The sequence below is a fragment of the Agrobacterium sp. 22-209-1 genome, assembly GCF_053522485.1.
Map to the genome: position 1 here is coordinate 269,455 of NZ_JBNWCH010000005.1, position 15,800 is coordinate 285,254.

A 15,800-nucleotide genomic window follows, 5' to 3' on the forward strand; every position below is an offset into this window, starting at 1 on the left:
TCATGGGAAAGCGCATCAGTCTTCTTGTTCTGATTGGTGCTCTAGTGGCTGCCGCTCCTGCGGTAGCTGCCGAGCGCTACAAGTTGCGTGCTCCCGGTGGAAATACTGCTGCGGTTTTCAACGACGTCGGCGTATGGAAAACCGCCAAAGCAGCGATGAATGCCCGTATCTCGGTCGGTAATCCGGTTACGGCGCAGAATTTGGAATGCGTCGCCAGACCTGGGACAAAAGCCGAGGTCATAAAGCGCGAAGGCTCGGTCGCTTATGTGCGAGCCAGCGACGCGCTGTTCGGTGGTTGCAAGGGTTATGTGAAGTCCGAATTCCTGTCGGCATACTAGGATTTTATCATGGTTGAACTCGCTCTCCCCAAGAATTCCCAGATCAGCGAAGGCAAGGTCTGGCCGAAGCCGGATGGTGCCAAGAATGTGCGCGAATACCGCGTCTATCGCTGGAACCCGGATGATGGCCAGAACCCGCGCATCGACACTTTCTATATCGACGTCGATGATTGCGGACCGATGGTTCTCGATGCGCTTCTCTACATCAAGAACAATATCGATCCGACGCTGACGTTACGTCGCTCCTGCCGCGAAGGTATTTGCGGTTCCTGCGCGATGAACATCGACGGCACCAATACGCTCGCCTGTACCAAGGGCATGGACGAGATCAACGGGACGGTGAAGGTCTATCCGCTGCCGCATATGCCCGTGGTGAAGGACCTGGTTCCCGATCTCTCGAACTTTTATGCGCAGCACCGCTCCATCGAGCCCTGGCTGAAGACAGTCTCGCCGACACCCGCCAAGGAGTGGAAGCAGAGCCATGAGGATCGCCTGAAGCTGGACGGTCTTTATGAGTGCATTCTCTGCGCCTGCTGCTCCACCTCCTGTCCCAGCTACTGGTGGAATGGCGACCGTTATCTCGGTCCGGCCGTTCTGCTGCAGGCCTATCGCTGGCTGATCGACAGCCGCGACGAGGCAACTGGCGAGCGTCTCGACAATCTCGAGGATCCGTTCCGCCTTTACCGCTGCCACACCATTATGAACTGCGCGCAGGCTTGCCCCAAGGGCTTGAACCCGGCCAAGGCGATTGCGGAAATCAAGAAGATGATGGTCGAGCGCCGCGTTTGAAGGCGATTCGCTGACGACGGAAACCCTATCGGGCCACGGTCTCGACCGTGGCCCTTTTTACAACCCGGCACGGGAAAATTCGGTAAAAATCGACCGAAATGGTAATTATCCCGGCCATCGCTTGCGCAAGATAAGGCTTTGGTAATAATTCAGCCTTCTTGTTTGATCACTGTCTTTCCGGAAGCGAGAGAATCGGGAGCTTGATATGCAATTCAGATATGTGGTGACGGGCCTTGCCGTTGTGATGGGCCTTGCCGGTTGCCAACGTACCTCCTACGATTACAACAACAATGCCAGCAACAATCCCGGTTATACGCCGCCTTTGCAGGCGCAGCCGGTTCCTTCCGTTCAGTCCGGCGCCCTGCCTCCGCCTGGCGGCGCTTCGGGCAGCCAGTTCCCTTCGGCTCCGGCATCCGCAGCACCTGGCGGCGTGAATGTCGCTTCTGCAGCGCCCCCGGCAACGGCCCTCGACGTTACCAAGGAATCCATGGTCGGCAACTGGCGCGTTTCCAACGGCGGTGCCAATTGCGACATGTTCCTGACACTCACCAATCTCGGCGCCGGCTCCCGTGGCGGCACGCGCGGTTGTGCGGGCGAGCTGACGGCAATGGGTTCCTGGGAAGTCTCCGGCAAGATGGTCCTCTTCAAGGACCGCGCCGGCAATACGATCGGCCGTGTCTACAAAAGCGCCGATGCTCGCTTTGACGGCACGACCAATAGCGGCCAGCCGCTCAGCCTCAGCCGATGAGCATTTCCGGTGCAGCCGGATTGCCTTCTTCGCTCTAAGCCATTCCATTCGTCGCGGGTGCGGATTTGCGCCCGCGTCCGGGGCGCTTTTTCATGAAGCCATTGCCTGACTATAACCATAGTGTCGTTGAACAGCTCAACGCATTGACGGTAGCTGGCACTTTGCAGGCCGACGCCGCCCAGCTTGGCGTGGCGGCCCATCTCGACCGCATCCTTGCCGATCTGAAAGCGCGCAAGCCCGCCAGAAAAAAAAGTGCGCTTGGCTGGATGTTCGCGCGCAAGTCCGGACCTGCGGCAGCCGTCAAGGGTCTCTATGTCTATGGCAGCGTCGGTCGCGGCAAGACGATGCTGATGGACATGTTCTACGAGATGGCGCCCGTTTCTTCCAAGCGGCGTTGCCATTTTCATGAATTCATGGCGGATGTGCATAATCGTGTGCATGCGCACCGGCAGAAGTTGAAAAATGGCGAAACCAAACAGGCAGACCCCATTCCACCTGTCGCGGCCCAACTTCTGGCGGAAGCGGAGCTCCTCTGCTTCGACGAGTTCACCGTCACGGATATTGCCGATGCAATGATCCTCGCCCGGCTGTTCAGCGAGCTCTTCGCCAATGGCTGCACGTTGGTGACCACCTCCAACGTCGTCCCCGACAATCTTTACAAAGACGGGCTCAATCGCGGCCTGTTCCTGCCTTTCGTCGACTTGCTGAAGAAATATGTTGAGGTGGTGACGCTGGACAGCCCCACCGACTACCGGATGGAGAAGCTGGAAAGCCTTCCGGTCTATGTCACCCCGCTCGACGGTTCGGCGGATCAGGCGATGGACATGGCCTGGCGGCATATGACTGGCGGCCATCTTGTTGCGCCGACCGAGATACCGATGAAGGGGCGTTCCATTCTGGTGCCGCGCGCCAGCGGCAGGGTCGCCCGGTTTTCCTTTTCCGATCTCTGCGAAAAACCGCTTGGGGCTTCGGACTTCCTGGCTATCGCCAATCGTTTCGATACGGTCTTCATCGACCATATCCCGTTCTTGAACGCGGACAAGCGCAACGAGACCAAGCGTTTCATCATCCTCATCGACGCACTTTACGATCACAGCGTCAGGCTTTTTGCCTCCGCTGCCGCCATGCCGGAGGACCTGCTCGGCAAACGCAAGGGGACGGAAGGTTTCGAGTTCGATCGTACCGCCTCGCGTCTGTTTGAGATGCGCAGCGCCGATTATCTGGCACTTCATCTCGAGAAACGGCAGAAACTTTGACACTTTCGTGACGTATTTTCTTACGTTTACGTAAGAAAATAATGATCTAAACGATTGAAAATACTGATCACGAAAGAATCTGTTGCCAATTTTAGCCAATGGGGCTAATCGAAGTGCGACAATTTGGCTGCCGGTTTGGCGCGGTGAAATTGAATTGAAGCTCAAGAGGAAGCATTCGATGGCTCGCAAAAAAATTGCACTTATTGGTTCTGGCATGATCGGCGGCACGCTGGCGCATCTGGCCAGCCTGAAGGAACTGGGCGATATCGTCCTCTTCGATATTGCCGACGGTATCCCGCAGGGCAAGGGTCTGGATATTGCCCAGTCCGGCCCGGTTGAAGGCTTCAATGCAAAGCTCACCGGTGCTTCCGATTACGCCGCCATCGAAGGCGCTGACGTCTGCATCGTCACCGCAGGTGTTGCCCGCAAGCCGGGCATGAGCCGCGACGATCTTCTCGGCATCAACCTCAAGGTCATGGAACAGGTCGGCGCCGGCATCAAGAAGTACGCGCCGAACGCTTTCGTCATCTGCATCACCAACCCGCTCGACGCCATGGTCTGGGCGCTGCAGAAGTTCTCCGGCCTGCCGAAGAACAAGGTCGTCGGCATGGCCGGCGTTCTCGACAGCGCGCGTTTCCGCCTCTTCCTCGCTGAAGAGTTCAACGTTTCGGTTGAAGACGTTACCGCTTTCGTTCTCGGCGGTCACGGCGACACCATGGTGCCGCTCGCCCGTTACTCCACCGTTGCTGGCGTTCCGCTGACCGACCTCGTCAAGATGGGCTGGCTGACGGCCGAGCGTCTCGAGCAGATCATTCAGCGCACCCGTGACGGCGGTGCGGAAATCGTCGGCCTCTTGAAGACCGGCTCGGCCTATTACGCGCCGGCTGCATCTGCAATCGAAATGGCTGAATCCTACCTCAAGGACAAGAAGCGCGTCCTGCCCGCCGCTGCCCATCTCTCGGGTCAGTATGGCGTAGACGACATGTATGTCGGCGTTCCCACCATCATCGGTGCAGGCGGTATCGAGCGCATCATCGAGATCGAACTCAACAAGGAAGAAGAAGCCGCCTTCCAGAAATCCGTCGGTGCCGTCGCCGGGCTTTGCGAAGCCTGCGTCAACATCGCTCCGTCGCTGAAGTAATAGCCTCAAGCGGCTCCAAACAGGGATTATTCCATGAATATTCACGAATATCAGGCCAAGGCTCTTCTGAAGGGCTACGGCGCGCCGGTTGCTGAAGGCGTGGCCATTCTCAAGGTCGAAGAAGCAGAAGCTGCCGCAAAGCAGCTTCCCGGCCCGCTTTACGTCGTCAAGAGCCAGATCCATGCTGGCGGACGCGGTAAGGGCAAGTTCAAGGAACTCGGCCCGGACGCCAAGGGCGGCGTTCGTCTGGCGAAGTCCATCGAAGAAGTCGTTTCCCACGCCAAGGACATGCTCGGCAACACGCTGGTAACGGCGCAGACGGGCGATGCCGGCAAGCAGGTTAACCGGCTCTATATCGAAGACGGCGCCGATATCGCGCGCGAACTCTACTGCTCGCTGCTGGTAGACCGTTCGGTCGGCCAGGTTGCTTTCGTGGTTTCCACTGAAGGCGGCATGGACATCGAAGCTGTCGCTCACGACACACCTGAGAAAATCCACACCATCGCCATCAACCCTGAAAAGGGCGTTTCCGATGCCGACGTTGCTGCGATCTCCAAGGCGCTTGAGCTCGACGGCGTTGCTGCCGAAGACGCCAAGTCGCTCTTCCCGATCCTCTACAAGGCCTTCAGCGAGAAGGACATGGCTCTTCTCGAGATCAACCCGCTGATCGTCATGGAAAATGGCCATCTGCGCGTTCTCGACGCCAAGGTTTCCTTCGATGGCAACGCCATGTTCCGCCATGACGACGTCAAGGCGCTGCGCGACGAGACCGAAGAAGACGCCAAGGAAATCGAAGCCTCCAAGTGGGACCTCGCTTACGTCGCGCTCGACGGCAACATCGGCTGCATGGTCAACGGTGCCGGTCTCGCCATGGCGACGATGGACATCATCAAGCTTTACGGCAAGGAGCCGGCAAACTTCTGCGACGTCGGCGGTGGCGCCGGCAAGGAGAAGGTTGCGGCAGCCTTCAAGATCATCACTGCCGACCCGAAGGTCGAGGGTATCCTCGTCAACATCTTCGGCGGCATCATGAAGTGCGACGTTATCGCCGAAGGCGTCATCGCCGCGGTGAAGGAAGTCGGTTTGCAGGTTCCGCTCGTTGTTCGCCTCGAAGGCACCAACGTCGAACTCGGCAAGAAGCTTCTGAACGAATCGGGCCTTGCGATTACGGCTGCTGACGATCTGGACGACGCAGCCAAGAAGATCGTCGCGGCGATCAACGGCTAATTGAGGGACCGGAAATAATGTCTATTCTCGTTAATAAAGACACCAAGATCCTCGTTCAGGGTCTGACCGGCAAGACCGGCACCTTCCACACCGAACAGGCGCTTGCCTATTACGGCACGCAGATGGTCGGCGGTATCCATCCGAAGAAGGGTGGCGAAACCTGGACCGGTTCCAAGGGCGAAAGCCTGCCGATCTTCGCAACGGTTGCCGAAGCCAAGGAAAAGACCGGTGCAGACGCGTCCGTGATCTATGTTCCGCCGGCAGGCGCAGCAGACGCGATCATCGAAGCCATCGATGCGGAAATTCCGTTCATCACCTGCATCACCGAGGGCATCCCGGTCATGGACATGGTTCGCGTCAAGGCTCGCCTCGACCGTTCGAAGTCCCGCCTGCTCGGCCCGAACTGCCCCGGCATCCTGACGCCGGAAGAATGCAAGATCGGCATCATGCCGGGCTCCATCTTCCGCAAGGGTTCGGTCGGTATCGTTTCGCGATCCGGCACGCTCACCTATGAAGCCGTGTTCCAGACATCGAACGAAGGCCTCGGCCAGACGACGGCTGTCGGCATCGGCGGCGACCCGGTCAAGGGCACCGAGTTCATCGACGTCCTGGAAATGTTCCTCGCTGACGACGCCACGCAGTCGATCATCATGATTGGCGAAATCGGTGGTTCGGCTGAAGAAGATGCAGCGCAGTTCCTGATCGACGAAGCCAAGAAGGGCCGCAAGAAGCCGATGGCCGGCTTCATCGCGGGCCGCACGGCTCCGAAGGGCCGCACCATGGGCCACGCCGGCGCTGTCGTTTCCGGCGGCAAGGGCGATGCGGAATCCAAGATCGCAGCCATGGAAGCGGCCGGCATCAAGGTTTCGCCTTCCCCGGCGCGCCTCGGCAAGACGCTGGTTGAAGTCCTCAAGGGCTGAGACCACATGAAACGGTGACGGGCGGCGCGGCCTAAAGCTCGCGCTGCCCGATGCCGCAAGAACGACAGACAGACGGCATACCGCCCCGGCGGCAGACAGCAATAATCAAAGCGGCAGGCCGGTTGAACGGCCCTAACGGCATCGAGGAGGCGGACGGATAAGTCCGCAAGAACACAATGGCAAGGCAAGAAGCGAACGAGCAGTTTCAGATCACGTCGTTTCTGGACGGCGCGAATGCAGCCTATATCGAGCAGCTCTATGCCCGGTACGAAGAGGACCCCTCTTCCGTGTCGCCGGAGTGGCAGAGCTTCTTCAAGGCGTTGTCCGATAATCCGGAAGACGTGAAGAAGGCGGCCAAGGGCGCCTCCTGGAAGCGTGCCAACTGGCCGATCCCGGCAAATGGCGAACTGGTCTCCGCACTCGACGGCAACTGGGCCACGGTCGAAAAGGCCATCGAAAAGAAGGTACAGGCGAAAGCTGAGGCCAAGAGCGCCGACACCGGCAAGCCGGTCAGCGAAGCCGAAGTGCTGCAGGCGACCCGTGACAGCGTTCGCGCCATCATGATGATCCGCGCTTACCGCATGCGCGGCCACCTGCATGCCAAGCTCGACCCGCTCGGTATTGCCGTTGCCGTCGAGGATTACAACGAGCTTTCGCCGAAGTCCTACGGCTTCGAGGAAAGCGACTACGACCGCAAGATTTTCATCGATAACGTGCTCGGCCTCGAATATGCGACCGTGCGCGAGATGATCGATATTCTGGAGCGCACCTACTGCTCCACCATCGGCGTCGAATTCATGCACATGTCCAGCCCGGAAGAAAAAGGCTGGATTCAGGAGCGTATTGAAGGTCCGGACAAGGGCGTTGCCTTCACGGCCGAAGGCAAGAAGGCCATTCTGTCGAAGCTGGTCGAAGCCGAAGGCTACGAGCAGTTCCTCGACGTGCGTTTCAAGGGCACCAAGCGTTTCGGCCTCGATGGCGGTGAATCGCTGATCCCGGCGCTGGAGCAGATCATCAAGCGCGGCGGCCAGGAAGGTCTCGAAGAAGTCGTTCTCGGCATGGCCCACCGCGGTCGCCTGAACGTTCTGACCAACGTTATGGGCAAGCCGCATCGCGCCGTGTTCCACGAGTTCAAGGGCGGTTCGTTCAAGCCTGACGATGTCGAAGGTTCGGGTGACGTGAAGTACCACCTCGGCGCCTCCTCCGACCGCGAATTCGATGGCAACAAGGTTCACCTGTCGCTGACGGCCAACCCGTCGCACCTTGAGATCGTCAACCCCGTTGTCATGGGCAAGGCCCGCGCCAAGCAGGACCAGCTGGCCAAGGTGTGGGACGGCGACATCATTCCGCTGTCTGAACGCGCCAAGGTGCTGCCGCTCCTGCTGCATGGCGATGCCGCTTTCGCGGGTCAGGGCGTGGTTGCCGAAATTCTCGGCCTTTCCGGTCTGCGCGGTCACCGCGTTGCCGGCACCATGCACTTCATCATCAACAACCAGATCGGCTTTACGACGAACCCGGCCTTCTCCCGTTCGTCGCCCTATCCGTCCGACGTCGCCAAGATGATCGAAGCGCCGATCTTCCACGTCAACGGTGACGATCCGGAAGCGGTTACCTATGCGGCCAAAGTCGCGACCGAATACCGCATGAAGTTCCATAAGCCTGTCGTCATCGACATGTTCTGTTACCGTCGCTTCGGCCATAACGAAGGCGATGAGCCGGCGTTCACGCAGCCGAAGATGTACAAGGTTATCCGTGGTCACAAGACGGTCGCGCGCATTTATGCCGACCGGCTGATTGCGGAAGGCCTGATCAGCGAAGGTGAATTCGAGAAGATGAAGGCCGACTGGCGTGCTCATCTCGAGCAGGAGTTCGAGGCAGGCCAGTCCTACAAGCCGAACAAGGCCGACTGGCTGGATGGCCAGTGGTCCGGCCTGCGCGCTGCCGACAATGCCGATGAGCAGCGTCGCGGCAAGACCGGCGTACCGATGAAGCAGCTCAAGGAAATCGGCAAGAAGCTGTCGACCATTCCGGAAGGCTTCAGCGCCCATCGCACGATCCAGCGCTTTATGGAAAACCGCTCGCAGATGGTCGAGACGGGCGAAGGCATCGACTGGGCAATGGCGGAAGCGCTTGCGTTCGGTTCGCTCGTTGCCGACGGCCACAAGATTCGTCTTTCCGGTCAGGATTGCGAACGCGGCACCTTCTCGCAGCGTCACTCGGTCCTCTACGATCAGGAGACCGAAGAGCGTTATATTCCGCTCGCCAACCTTTCGCCGACGCAGGCCCGTTACGAAGTCATCAACTCGATGCTTTCGGAAGAAGCCGTTCTCGGTTTCGAATACGGCTACTCGCTGGCCCGTCCGAACGCGCTGACCCTTTGGGAAGCCCAGTTCGGTGACTTCGCCAACGGCGCGCAGGTGGTGTTCGACCAGTTCATCTCTTCGGGTGAACGCAAGTGGCTGCGCATGTCCGGTCTCGTCTGCCTTCTGCCGCATGGCTACGAAGGTCAGGGTCCGGAACACTCGTCCGCCCGTCTGGAGCGTTGGCTGCAGATGTGCGCCGAAGACAACATGCAGGTTGCCAACTGCACGACGCCGGCCAACTACTTCCACATCCTGCGCCGCCAGGTGAAGCGCGACTTCCGCAAGCCGCTGATCCTGATGACGCCGAAGTCGCTGCTGCGTCACAAGCGCGCCACCTCTTCGCTGGCCGAGCTTGCAGGCGAGTCCTCCTTCCACCGTCTCCTGTGGGACGATGCGGAAGTCATCAAGGACGGTCCGATCAAGCTGCAGAAGGATTCGAAGATCCGCCGCGTCGTCATGTGCACGGGCAAGGTTTATTACGATCTGCTCGAGGAGCGTGAAAAGCGCGGTATCGACGATATCTACCTGCTGCGTGTCGAGCAGCTCTATCCGTTCCCGGCCAAGGCGCTCATCAACGAGCTGTCGCGCTTCCGCAATGCGGAGATGGTCTGGTGCCAGGAAGAGCCGAAGAACATGGGTGCGTGGTCGTTCATCGATCCTTACCTGGAATGGGTCCTGGCGCATATCGACGCCAAATACCAGAAGGTCCGTTACACGGGCCGTCCGGCTGCCGCCTCTCCGGCGACCGGCCTGATGTCCAAGCATCTGGCGCAGCTTGCTGCGTTCCTGGAAGACGCGCTGGGAGAGTGAGAACTCTCCCGCATCGCCCCGCAAAAAAGACACCCGAATAACGGAACTAGATCATGGCCACTGAAATCCGCGTACCAACCCTCGGCGAATCCGTCAGCGAAGCGACCGTCGGCACCTGGTTCAAGAAGGTCGGCGACACCGTCAAGGCCGACGAACCGCTCGTAGAACTGGAAACCGACAAGGTTACCGTTGAAGTTCCGGCACCCGCCTCCGGCGTGCTGACCGAAATCGTTGCGCAGAACGGCGAGACCGTCGGTCTCGACGCGCTTCTCGGCCAGATCGCCGAAGGTGCTGCCGGCGCTGCAACCTCGGCACCGGCTGCCGAACCGGCAAAGCCTGCCGCCGCCGCTGCTCCGGCTCCCGCTGCTTCTGCCGCCAGCGCTATGCCGCCGGCACCTGCCGCTGGCAAGCTGCTGGCTGAAAACAACCTGTCTGCCGATCAGGTCGATGGTTCCGGCAAGCGCGGCCAGGTTCTGAAGGGTGACGTTCTCGCCGCCGTCGCCAAGGGCGTTTCCGCACCTGCCGCCGCTCCGGCTCCGGTTGCTGCTGCTCCCCGTCCGGTTTCTGCCGAGCAGGATCAGGTTCGCGAAGAGCGCGTGAAGATGACCCGCCTGCGTCAGACGATCGCCAAGCGTCTCAAGGATGCGCAGAACACCGCCGCCATGCTGACCACCTATAACGAGGTGGACATGAGCGCCGTCATGGACCTGCGCAACCGTTACAAGGACGTGTTCGAGAAGAAGCATGGCGTTAAGCTCGGCTTCATGGGCTTCTTCACCAAGGCCGTGACCCACGCGCTGAAGGAACTGCCCGCCGTCAACGCTGAAATCGACGGTACGGACATCATCTACAAGAACTATTGTCACGTCGGCATGGCTGTCGGCACCGATAAGGGTCTTGTCGTTCCGGTTATCCGCGATGCCGACCAGCTCTCCATCGCCGGCGTTGAAAAGGAACTCGGTCGCCTCGCCAAGGCAGCGCGCGACGGTTCGCTCGGCATGGCCGACATGCAGGGCGGCACCTTCACCATCACCAATGGCGGTGTCTACGGTTCGCTGATGTCTTCGCCGATCCTCAATGCACCGCAGTCGGGCATCCTCGGCATGCACAAGATCCAGGAGCGTCCGGTCGCCATCGGCGGTCAGGTTGTCATCCGTCCGATGATGTATCTCGCGCTCTCCTACGATCACCGTATCGTTGACGGCAAGGAAGCCGTGACCTTCCTCGTTCGCGTCAAGGAAAGCCTCGAAGATCCGGAACGTCTGGTTCTCGATCTCTGATCGCTCTTGCTTTTCGTTTCAGCGGGGCTTCAAGTGAAACCCCGCTGAAAGACCACCCGGGAGAGCAGACGTGCAGCCGACATTTCTTGCCGCTTCGCCTTTTTTACCGCTTATCGGTCTAAGCGTTCTTCTTCTCGTCGTGCATGTCCTGTTGCAGGGGATGACGGCGACCAGAGAATTGGGGCGTGAATGGAATGCCGGTCCGAGAGACGGTGAGCAGAAGCCACAGGGTAAGCTCTCCGGTCGCGCTTCGCGCGCATCTGCCAATTTCCGGGAGACCTATCCGGCTTTTCTGGCACTGGCTTTCGGCGTTATCATGGCGGGTGACCCATCCGGCCTAGCGCTTATTGGTGCCTGGCTCTGGCTGATCTGCCGTGTTGTCTATATCCCGCTTTATCTTACGGGCGTTCCTTATATCCGCTCGTTCGTCTGGCTGGGCTCAATGCTTGGTCTGGCGCTCATGTTTATCGTGCTGATGTTTTGAAGGCGGCTCGTGATGCATCAATATATTGTCGAACTTGCATCCCTGATGGCGATCTTCGCTTTCGCAATCGTATCGCCGGGCGCCGATCTGGCGATGGTCATGCGTCAGGCTATGGTGCATGGGCGCAAACAGGCCATTATCACCAGCTTCGGCGTCGGCACATCCTTGATGTTCCACGTCACCTATACGATCCTCGGACTTGGTCTCATCATTTCCCAGTCGATCTATCTCTTCAACATCGTCAAATGGCTGGGCGTCGCCTATCTGATCTATATCGGCATCAAGGCGCTGCGCGCCGGCAAGACAGAATTGCCGACCGCTGAAGGCGAGGGCGGCGTTCGAGCAAAAAGCATGCAGACCGGGCTGAAGGCCTTCACACTTGGTTTTGCCGCAAACGCACTCAACCCAAAGCCGGTGTTTTTCTTCCTGTCGATCTTTTCGACGGTGGTTCATGCGCATACGCCGGTTACCATCAAATTCGGATACGGGCTCGTCATGGCGAGCTGCCTTATCCTGTGGTTCGTCGGCGTCAGCCTGTTCATGACAACGCCGCGCATGCGCGCCGCGTTTCAGCGCGCCAGCCAATGGATCGACCGCACCAGCGGTGTTGTCTTCATCGCTCTTGGTATAAAACTCGCAACGGAAAAAGCGGCCTGAGTTTCAGGTCAAATGGAAGCTGGGCAATGATCCGATATCTTGTCCCAATAAAGCAGGAACCAGAACATGGCATATGATGTAGTTGTAATCGGTACGGGTCCCGGCGGTTATGTTTGCGCGGTCAAGGCGGCACAGCTTGGTCTTAAGGTCGCAGTGATCGAAAAGCGCGCGACCTATGGCGGCACCTGCCTCAATGTCGGCTGCATCCCCTCCAAGGCGTTGCTGCACGCGTCCGAAACCTTCGCGCATGTCGCCCATGGTGTCGATACGCTCGGTATCGAAGTTGCCGCGCCGAAGCTGAACCTTGAAAAGATGATGGGCCACAAGGACGGCGTGGTGAAGGCCAATGTCGACGGCGTGTCCTTCCTGTTCAAGAAGAACAAGATCGATGCCTTCCAGGGCACGGGCAAGGTTGTTTCCGCCGGTAAGGTCGCCGTCACCAATGACAAGGGCGAGACACAGGAAATCGAAGCCAAGAACATCGTCATCGCCACCGGTTCCGACGTTGCCGGCATTCCGGGCGTTCAGGTCGATATCGATGAAAGCGTCATCCTGTCTTCCACCGGCGCTATTGCTCTTTCCAAGGTTCCGGAAAAGCTCATCGTTGTGGGCGGTGGTGTCATCGGCCTCGAGCTTGGTTCGGTCTGGTCGCGTCTTGGCGCGAAGGTCACTGTCGTTGAATATCTCGACACCATTCTCGGCGGCATGGACAGCGAAGTCTCCAAGCAGGCTCAGCGTCTGCTCGCCAAACAGGGTCTCGATTTCAAGCTCGGTGCCAAGGTGACGGCCGTTGAAAAGACCTCTGCCGGTGCCAAGGTCGTATTCGAGCCGGTCAAGGGCGGCGCTGCTGAAACGCTGGAAGCTGATGTCGTCCTGATTTCCACCGGCCGCAAGCCCTATACCGAAGGTCTCGGCCTCGCGGAAGCCGGCGTCGTGCTGGACAGTCGCGGTCGTGTCGAAATCGACGGCCACTTCAAGACCAATGTCGATGGCATCTATGCAATCGGTGACGTGGTGAAAGGCCCGATGCTGGCACACAAGGCGGAAGATGAGGGCGTTGCTCTTGCGGAAATTCTCGCCGGCCAGCACGGCCATGTGAATTATGACGTCATTCCGGCCGTGGTCTATACGCAGCCGGAAGTCGCTTCCGTCGGCAAGACCGAAGAAGAACTGAAGGCCGCTGGCGTCGCCTACAAGGTTGGCAAGTTCCCCTTCACCGCCAATGGCCGCGCCCGCGCCATGCAGGTGACGGATGGCTTCGTGAAAATCCTTGCCGACAAGGAAACCGACCGGGTTCTCGGCGGCCATATCGTTGGTTTCGGCGCTGGTGAGATGATCCACGAAATCACCGTGCTGATGGAATTCGGCGGTTCTTCGGAAGATCTTGGCCGCACCTGCCATGCGCATCCGACCATGTCGGAAGCCGTGAAGGAAGCGGCGCTGGCGACCTTCTTCAAGCCGATCCACATGTGATCGGTTTTTGGAGCCCGTTGCTCCATCATTAAATTCCAGTCATCTGCCAAACCCCGGCTTGCCATGCAGGCCGGGGTTTTCCATACTGCGCGCCGCAGCCTGTCTAACCTTTTGATAAAAGGCAATAAAATGGCGTTTCTCAGTCAAGTTTCCTTCACTATGCCGCAGCGTATCATTCATTGGTCGATGGCGCTTCTAATCTTCTTCAACCTGTTGTTTCCCGATGGCATGGAGCACGCCTACCGGCTGATGCGGCGGGGTGAGACGTTGACACCGGATCAGATTTCTTCGGCCAATATTCATGCCTATGTCGGCTTTGCCATTCTGTTGCTTGCGGTTCTGCGTCTCTGTCTTCGCTTTTTCCAAGGCGTGCCGCCGCATCCGGCTGAAGAACCGCGTGTGTCGCAGATTGCCGCCAAGGTGGCTCATTTCACCTTCTATGTCCTGTTCTTCATTCTGCCGCTTTCCGGCATCGCTGCTTATTACTTCGGTATCGCAACGGCAGGAGAGTTGCATTCCGGTCCCTCCAAGGCTGTGATGTGGGTGCTGATTGCCGGCCATGTCGCCGCCGTTCTGGTTCACCAGCTCTACTGGCGTACCAATATTCTCAAGCGCATGACACACGGTTGAGCGGCGGTTTGTCACGTTTTCGGTTCGCCGGAAAAAGACGATAGTGGCCCTTGCCGCGACGGGCGGCTGGGGGACAGAGATGCGAAACAGCGAAGACATATTGCCGGGCGCCGATTGGTGTGATCGCTTTCAGGGCGAGATGATGAGGACGGGCATAACGTCGCTCGATGTGAGCAGACTGCTTCTCGATCGTCCTCCGCCGTGGATCCGCAGCCTAATGGTGCTTCGAAACCGCGTGGTAGCGCTTTTCGGATTGAGAATGGTAGAAATTGCGGCTGGCACATCGGCAGGCGGTTTTCCCGTCCTGTCATCCACGCCACAGCGGACTGTGCTCGGCTTCGACGACCGCCATCTGGATTTCCGGATCGTCGTCGATCTCGAAGAGAAGGAAAACCGCCAGCTGGTGAGTGTCACCACCATCGTCAGGCGCAAGAACCTGTTCGGGCGGCTTTATCTTCTTGTCGTGGGACCGTTTCACCGCCGCATCGTGCCGGCGACGATGCGGCCGTTCTGCGCCAATGTCCGGCCCGTCAGCATCGGGAATGAGCCGGTCAATCGACCCGCGTGAGGGTGAAGCCTTCCGCGCGCAGCAATTCGACAAGACCTTCCTCGCCCGGCAGATGCAGTGCGCCAACGGCCATGAAAACATTGCCCCTGGCAAGTTCTGGTGTGGCCCGCTCCGCCATGACATGGTTGCGGTCGGTGATGATGCGCTGTTCGAAGGCGGCGTAGCCCTGTTCGCTTTCGGCCGCTGCCTTTTTGGGGTCCAGGCTTTTCAGCATGGGCATGGTCATGCCGATATCGCCGGCGACGTATAGATCGGTCATGGTTGTCATGATGTCATCCATCCGATCGCCCAGTTCGAGCGTTTCGATCAGCGCCTGAAGATGAAACTCCATCGGCAGCTCGGACATGGCCGTCAACTGCTCCACCATGGTCTCGAGCCCGACGAGCCGTTTTCCGTCCGCAATCGCATCTTCCGCCAGCTTCTTGTCGAGAAAGGAAAGGCCAGTGGCCTTACGGGCGAATTCACAGGCGGGAAGGGCGACGAAGCTCGAAAGCATCCACGGCTTCATGCGTGAAACGGCGTTCAACGGAATGCCGCGTTCCTTGAGGCCCTTTTCCAGACGCGTGACATTTTCCGGTGAGAGGATATCGGTGATCGATTTGCCATCCAGAAACATGGTGAGTTCAGGCTTGCTCAGCAGCGAGGCGGCGACCTTCTTGTCATCGACGATTTCGTCCGATTCCACGATGACAGTCGCGGCTTTTTCGAAGGCCGGGCTGGCAGCGGTTGGCATTTCCAGAACACGCGGATCGGTGACATGCATGGTGCCGAGAAGATAGGATGTGGGCGTTCCGGCCTTTTCGATGCGCCAGAAATTGCCCTTGCCGTTCGGGATAGCTGTCGCTTCCTGTTCGATCTTTGCGAAGGCTTGTGGATCAGTCTTGCGCATTTCCACGAGAATGTCGCTGCCGGTGCAGGCGATCTGCTGCTGCGCGGCTTCCGCTTCACTGAGCGACAGCAGGGTCATGAGCAGGATGGCGACGGCGGTGACGTGCAGGGCGGCCAGCAGCCAGAGCAGGGTGTCGCCGGTCTTACCCATCAGGGTGGCGGTGAAGTTTTGCGGTTTTATCAGGCTATTCATCGGTTCAATCCGGTTGTCGTTCGCTTATAGAACGG

At 58.9% G+C, this 15,800-nt stretch carries 15 protein-coding genes; 14 read left to right on the forward strand and 1 reads right to left on the reverse strand.

Translation table 11 applies throughout. The annotated features are described in order from the left end of the window. Nucleotides 1-2 precede the first annotated feature (2 nt). The 14 genes from ACQZ48_RS14250 (at nt 3) to ACQZ48_RS14315 (ending at nt 14,684) form a co-directional block, all read left to right on the forward strand. Nucleotides 3-338, forward strand: coding sequence for a succinate dehydrogenase (locus tag ACQZ48_RS14250; protein ID WP_077985508.1), 336 nt, complete (start codon nt 3-5; stop codon nt 336-338). A 9-nt stretch (nt 339-347) separates the two neighbouring features. Further along, entirely contained in the window at nt 348-1,127 is a 780-nt protein-coding gene (locus tag ACQZ48_RS14255) for a succinate dehydrogenase iron-sulfur subunit (protein WP_149147125.1), read from the forward strand. A 205-nt stretch (nt 1,128-1,332) separates the two neighbouring features. After that, nucleotides 1,333-1,875 carry a protease inhibitor Inh/omp19 family protein gene (locus tag ACQZ48_RS14260; protein ID WP_077985509.1) on the forward strand — a complete coding sequence of 181 codons (543 nt, stop codon included), beginning with the start codon at nt 1,333-1,335 and terminating at the stop codon, nt 1,873-1,875. A gap of 92 nt (nt 1,876-1,967) precedes the next feature. Beyond that, a complete protein-coding gene (zapE, locus tag ACQZ48_RS14265; RefSeq protein WP_142912976.1) occupies nt 1,968-3,131 on the forward strand; it encodes a cell division protein ZapE in 1,164 nt (387 codons plus the stop codon). 178 nt (nt 3,132-3,309) lie between these two features. Then, nucleotides 3,310-4,272, forward strand: coding sequence for a malate dehydrogenase (gene mdh, locus ACQZ48_RS14270; RefSeq protein ID WP_003523512.1), 963 nt, complete (start codon nt 3,310-3,312; stop codon nt 4,270-4,272). Nucleotides 4,273-4,305: 33 nt separating this feature from the next. Then, a complete protein-coding gene (sucC, locus tag ACQZ48_RS14275) occupies nt 4,306-5,499 on the forward strand; it encodes an ADP-forming succinate--CoA ligase subunit beta (protein WP_004443803.1) in 1,194 nt (397 codons plus the stop codon). 17 nt (nt 5,500-5,516) lie between these two features. Continuing rightward, nucleotides 5,517-6,419 carry a succinate--CoA ligase subunit alpha gene (gene sucD / locus ACQZ48_RS14280; protein WP_003492390.1) on the forward strand — a complete coding sequence of 301 codons (903 nt, stop codon included), beginning with the start codon at nt 5,517-5,519 and terminating at the stop codon, nt 6,417-6,419. Between the two features lie 176 nt (nt 6,420-6,595). Beyond that, a complete protein-coding gene (locus tag ACQZ48_RS14285) occupies nt 6,596-9,592 on the forward strand; it encodes a 2-oxoglutarate dehydrogenase E1 component (protein WP_077985511.1) in 2,997 nt (998 codons plus the stop codon). A gap of 53 nt (nt 9,593-9,645) precedes the next feature. Further along, nucleotides 9,646-10,872 (forward strand): 2-oxoglutarate dehydrogenase complex dihydrolipoyllysine-residue succinyltransferase, encoded by a 1,227-nt coding sequence (gene odhB, locus ACQZ48_RS14290; protein ID WP_191217231.1) that lies wholly within the window; start codon nt 9,646-9,648, stop codon nt 10,870-10,872. 70 nt (nt 10,873-10,942) lie between these two features. After that, on the forward strand, nt 10,943-11,356 hold the full coding sequence (locus tag ACQZ48_RS14295; protein WP_077985513.1) for an MAPEG family protein: 414 nt from the start codon (nt 10,943-10,945) through the stop codon (nt 11,354-11,356). A 12-nt stretch (nt 11,357-11,368) separates the two neighbouring features. After that, the gene (locus tag ACQZ48_RS14300; RefSeq protein ID WP_142912978.1) at nt 11,369-12,013 is read left to right on the forward strand and encodes a LysE family translocator; all 645 of its coding nucleotides are present in this window, start codon (nt 11,369-11,371) and stop codon (nt 12,011-12,013) included. Between the two features lie 66 nt (nt 12,014-12,079). Then, nucleotides 12,080-13,486, forward strand: coding sequence for a dihydrolipoyl dehydrogenase (gene lpdA / locus ACQZ48_RS14305; protein WP_191217232.1), 1,407 nt, complete (start codon nt 12,080-12,082; stop codon nt 13,484-13,486). Nucleotides 13,487-13,615: 129 nt separating this feature from the next. Further along, a complete protein-coding gene (locus ACQZ48_RS14310) occupies nt 13,616-14,116 on the forward strand; it encodes a cytochrome b/b6 domain-containing protein (RefSeq protein ID WP_191217233.1) in 501 nt (166 codons plus the stop codon). Nucleotides 14,117-14,195: 79 nt separating this feature from the next. Continuing rightward, nucleotides 14,196-14,684, forward strand: a complete 489-nt coding sequence (locus ACQZ48_RS14315; protein WP_191217234.1) for a DUF2867 domain-containing protein — start codon at nt 14,196-14,198, stop codon at nt 14,682-14,684. Here ACQZ48_RS14315 and ACQZ48_RS14320 read toward each other — a convergent pair. Beyond that, entirely contained in the window at nt 14,668-15,765 is a 1,098-nt protein-coding gene (locus ACQZ48_RS14320) for a TraB/GumN family protein (RefSeq protein WP_191217235.1), read from the reverse strand. The two genes, ACQZ48_RS14315 and ACQZ48_RS14320, sit on opposite strands and share 17 nt — an antisense overlap. Between the last annotated feature and the right edge of the window lie 35 nt (nt 15,766-15,800).

Excerpts from the sequence above, each read along its gene's own strand:
- ACQZ48_RS14310 (WP_191217233.1), top strand. The coding sequence starts at position 13,616 with ATGGCGTTTCTCAGTCAAGTTTCCTTCACTATGCCGCAGCGTATCATT.
- sucC (WP_004443803.1), top strand. The coding sequence starts at position 4,306 with ATGAATATTCACGAATATCAGGCCAAGGCTCTTCTGAAGGGCTACGGC.
- ACQZ48_RS14260 (WP_077985509.1), top strand. The coding sequence starts at position 1,333 with ATGCAATTCAGATATGTGGTGACGGGCCTTGCCGTTGTGATGGGCCTT.
- ACQZ48_RS14315 (WP_191217234.1), top strand. The coding sequence starts at position 14,196 with ATGCGAAACAGCGAAGACATATTGCCGGGCGCCGATTGGTGTGATCGC.
- odhB (WP_191217231.1), top strand. The coding sequence starts at position 9,646 with ATGGCCACTGAAATCCGCGTACCAACCCTCGGCGAATCCGTCAGCGAA.
- ACQZ48_RS14250 (WP_077985508.1), top strand. The coding sequence starts at position 3 with ATGGGAAAGCGCATCAGTCTTCTTGTTCTGATTGGTGCTCTAGTGGCT.
- sucD (WP_003492390.1), top strand. The coding sequence starts at position 5,517 with ATGTCTATTCTCGTTAATAAAGACACCAAGATCCTCGTTCAGGGTCTG.
- ACQZ48_RS14285 (WP_077985511.1), top strand. The coding sequence starts at position 6,596 with ATGGCAAGGCAAGAAGCGAACGAGCAGTTTCAGATCACGTCGTTTCTG.
- ACQZ48_RS14255 (WP_149147125.1), top strand. The coding sequence starts at position 348 with ATGGTTGAACTCGCTCTCCCCAAGAATTCCCAGATCAGCGAAGGCAAG.
- zapE (WP_142912976.1), top strand. The coding sequence starts at position 1,968 with ATGAAGCCATTGCCTGACTATAACCATAGTGTCGTTGAACAGCTCAAC.
- ACQZ48_RS14320 (WP_191217235.1), bottom strand. The coding sequence starts at position 15,765 with ATGAATAGCCTGATAAAACCGCAAAACTTCACCGCCACCCTGATGGGT.
- lpdA (WP_191217232.1), top strand. The coding sequence starts at position 12,080 with ATGGCATATGATGTAGTTGTAATCGGTACGGGTCCCGGCGGTTATGTT.
- mdh (WP_003523512.1), top strand. The coding sequence starts at position 3,310 with ATGGCTCGCAAAAAAATTGCACTTATTGGTTCTGGCATGATCGGCGGC.
- ACQZ48_RS14300 (WP_142912978.1), top strand. The coding sequence starts at position 11,369 with ATGCATCAATATATTGTCGAACTTGCATCCCTGATGGCGATCTTCGCT.